Annotated in this window: 4 protein-coding genes; all 4 read left to right on the top strand. The window is 39.5% G+C overall.

Annotated elements, in window-relative coordinates:
- A partial coding sequence (locus APB76_RS23320; protein ID WP_064429719.1) for a hypothetical protein occupies positions 1-465 on the top strand: 465 nt, incomplete at its 5' end.
- 148 nt (positions 466-613) lie between these two features.
- Positions 614-1,048 (top strand): GNAT family N-acetyltransferase, encoded by a 435-nt coding sequence (locus tag APB76_RS18130; protein ID WP_054963681.1) that lies wholly within the window; start codon positions 614-616, stop codon positions 1,046-1,048.
- Between the two features lie 150 nt (positions 1,049-1,198).
- The gene (locus tag APB76_RS18125; RefSeq protein ID WP_054963682.1) at positions 1,199-1,657 is read left to right on the top strand and encodes a hypothetical protein; all 459 of its coding nucleotides are present in this window, start codon (positions 1,199-1,201) and stop codon (positions 1,655-1,657) included.
- Between the two features lie 168 nt (positions 1,658-1,825).
- Entirely contained in the window at positions 1,826-2,482 is a 657-nt protein-coding gene (locus tag APB76_RS18120) for a GIY-YIG nuclease family protein (protein WP_054963683.1), read from the top strand.
- Positions 2,483-2,534: the final 52 nt, after the last annotated feature.

Raw genomic sequence — 2,534 nt, 5'->3', positions numbered from 1 at the left:
ACGAGGTGCATCTTAACACCTCTAATCAGGTGGCCAAATTCACCGTACCACTACATCACAATCCCATTTTATAAGTGGAAGAAAAGGGGGATCGTAGTAATTGTATGCTTTTGTATTGCTGCTTTCAGTTTTCTATCATTGCTTGTGTTGGAATACCTGCTGGAAAATCAGATAACAAATGAAGTATCGGAACTAATTAGTGAAGACAGTTTTGTGGTTGAAAATTATGAAGACTTTGATAATGAATTGTTCCTCAAAGCGCTAAAGAACAAGCGATTCGTTTATACCCATAGAACTCGCCCGTTGGAAAAGATGAGTATACATATAGTCAACCACCAAGGGGAGGTTAAGTTGCAAGTTGCTCAAGATTCCAAGTACCCGCATTTGTACTGGGTTTACTACCCCAAGTATCGATATAGTAGTGTAAATGAACTTGGGAAAGTACGTATAAATAAGGTTGAGTAATAATCACCTAACAAGCTGCTTAAGACGGACTGCCAACGCTCGGCGAATTTACTTCAAAATTTGCTCCGTGTTTAAGGTGGCTTGTTTGCGTTTTGTGCTATGTTGTCAGCCACTTAGCAGGGCGTTATGTGTAACCAGAGGAAAATGCATGGAAGTACAGCTAAAAGTAGGTAGTGACTCCTTATTCGCAGAATCTTTAACCAAGTCAAATATGGCAAGTTACTATCAAACTCGCGGGATAATCTGGGATCACAATCAGTTTCTAACTAGTTGGGAAGAATTGGATAATTACGAAGTCCATCTAGACCAAGCTCGTGTTGGTGTTCTTCGTTTTAGCTATAGTGGCGATACTACCTTCTTGAGGGACTTTCAAATTTTGCCTGAGTTTCAGGGCAGAGGAATTGGGGCTAAGTGTCTTGAACTAGTTATTAGACATGCGCTTAAAAGAAAGTCTGCTAAGCTCGTTTTGCGTGTGTTTAGTGAAAATCCAGCAATCAGCCTGTATGAGTCCAAGGGCTTCGTTAGAACATCTGAAGTAACAGGGTTGGTTGAAATGGAGATCCCTTTAAGTTCAAACACATAACAAGCAATTTAAGAGGGATTCACAACGCTTGGCATTTTTGCTTCTACTTCAAATTTAGTGTTTATGGCACAATGCTTTAGATTTGGGTGGAGGCGTTGTTCACCCCTTAATTGGGCGTTAGCTTAGTCTAAATGAAATAGGATTAATATTTTGGAACTATGGGTTAGAAGATACATTGGATTCGTCACTATCGGTGGCGGAGTGCTTGGATTAGCGACGGTAGCTAGCTATTTTTCACAACAACTAGCACTTGAACAGTGGACTCTTGTATTCACCATTTGTGCATTTTACGTTTGGTCGTCAATTGTAGGGCTCCTTGTTTTAGAGGGTAAAAGTTCTAAAAAGGTCGCATTTCAGGCATTGATCATTCAACTGATTCAAATACCTGTGATTTCTTTACCAATAATTACCTATCAAGTAGCTACGGGCCTTCATCTTGATTTTATTTATAGTACCCATAAAAGCTTTTTCCTTTCAGCCAAGTTTGGCTCAAAGTTTAGCTTAGGCTTTTTCAATGGTGGGCAACTGATTGTTATTGGTGCAAACCTTGCGGCAATTTTCGGGGCGATAATCATTGCAAAATATGTTCTTTCGTCGACCAAGCGATGACAAGCGGTGGAAAAACGTATAACAAAGCTAACAATCTGCTTAAGACGGACTATCAACGCTCGGCGATTTTAATTCTAGTTTGGTACAGTGTTTACGGTGGTTAGTTTAAGTGTCGTGGTTTGCGTTGCTAGCCACTTAGCAGGGCGTTAGGCGAGATAGGAGAAACTTGTGAATCCAGGATACGTATATATTTTAATAAATGAATCTATGCCCGGCTTATTAAAAATCGGCAAGACTCGTAGAGACAGTAGGTCAAGGGCTAGAGAGCTATATAAAACAGGAGTCCCAACACCTTATCACGTGGCATTTGAATTGTTTTGTGATGACTACAATCATGCCGAAAAAGCTATTCACGAAGAGCTTTCTGATTTTAGAGTCAATAATAATCGTGAGTTTTTTAGGTATCCTTTAGACAAAGCTATAAAGCTGGTACAGACCTTTGCTGGGAACACTTCTGAGGAAGATGCATTTTCTGCTATAGATATAACTGAAGGCTTAATGTCAAAATACTCTCAATGGATTAAACCTGATATTGTTTCGGTTCGTATCGTTCAACCAAGAGAACGTGTATGGCTAGAAATCACTCAAGAAAAAGAAATTGGTGGTTATTTAGTAGATCAGATTATTACTCGCTCTGATTTAGGGTTCATCACTGATGGTAAAGGCGAAAGTGAGTTGTACTTTTCACCTGATTCGTCGATATCTTTTAATGCACAATTGTTTATAAGTGATTTTGACCCCTTCTCTATTATTAACACTACAGACTTATTTCATGAGGATGGCGCAAATGAGGTGAATGAAAAATATAACCCACATCGCGCCTAACACATATGAGCCTTCTGCCTGTCAATAGGCAATAACATTCTGTTGGCTGCGT

Source organism: Vibrio bivalvicida (assembly GCF_001399455.2).
Lineage (GTDB): Bacteria > Pseudomonadota > Gammaproteobacteria > Enterobacterales > Vibrionaceae > Vibrio > Vibrio bivalvicida.
This window is presented reverse-complemented; position numbering and strand designations above follow the sequence as displayed.